The 1,084-nt window shown below is 69.6% G+C and carries 1 protein-coding gene; it reads right to left on the bottom strand.

Features of this window, described 5'->3' with window-relative positions; genetic code table 11:
• Positions 1-1,084: IS256 family transposase (locus tag ACFPZ3_RS70105; protein ID WP_379525359.1), on the bottom strand; the 1,084-nt coding region annotated here is incomplete at both ends.

Below are 1,084 nucleotides of genomic sequence, written 5' to 3' on the forward strand. Positions count from 1 at the left end.
TAGCGGCGCTGCTCGGTCCACTCGTCGTTCTGTTCGGCCAGGACTGCGCCGACGAGCCGGATGATCGAGTCGCGGGTGGGGAAGATGCCGACCACGTCGGTCCGCCTGCGGATCTCCTTGTTCAGACGCTCCTGGGGGTTGTTGCTCCACGTCTGACGCCAGACGGCCTTGGGGAAGGCGGCGAAGGCCAGAATGTCGTCGCGGGCCTCGTCCAGATGCTCGGCCGCCTTCGGATACTTGGCCTCCAGTGCCTGCACGACATGACGATGCTGGGCATGGACCGCCTCGGCGTCGGGCTGCTCGAAGACGGTGCGTAGCATGGTGGCCACCCACGGCTGGGCCGACTTCGGAACGCGCGTGATCAAATTGCGCGCGTAGTGGGTCCGGCACCTCTGCCAGGACGCGCCCGGCAAAGTGGAGGCGATCGCGTCACGCAGCCCGGCGTGGCAATCGGAGATCACCATCAGCACGCCGGACAGGCCGCGCGCAACCAGGCCGCGCAGGAACGCCAGCCAGCCCGCGCCATCCTCGCTGGACACGACGTCCAGGCCGAGGATCTCCCGCTGCCCGCCGGCGTTGACGCCGGTGGCGACCAGGGCGTGCACCGTCACCGTCCGGCCGCCCTCACGGACCTTCTGGGTCAGGGCGTCGATCCAGACGAAGGTGTACGGGCCGGCGTCCAGCGGCCGGGACCGGAACTGCTCGACCATCGCATCCAGTTCGGCGGCCATCGCCGAGACCTGCGATTTGGACAGCGAGGTGATGCCCATCGCCTCGGCCAGCTTCTCCACCCGCCGCGTCGACACCCCGAGCAGGTAGCTGGTGGCCACCACCGAGGTGAGCGCCCGCTCGGCCCGGCGTCGCCTGTCCAGCAGGAAGTCCGGGAAGTACGAGCCGGTCCGCAGCCGCGGCACGGCCAGCTCGATCGACCCAGCCCGGGTGTCCCACGGACGGGTGCGATAGCCGTTGCGGGTGTTGACCCGCTCGCTGGACACCTCGCCGTAGCCGGCCCCGCACAGCTGCTCGACCTCGGCATCCATCATCCGCTGGGCGAACTCACGGATCATCGTCCGGAGCAGGTCCG

It is taken from the genome of Nonomuraea insulae, from assembly GCF_042656245.1.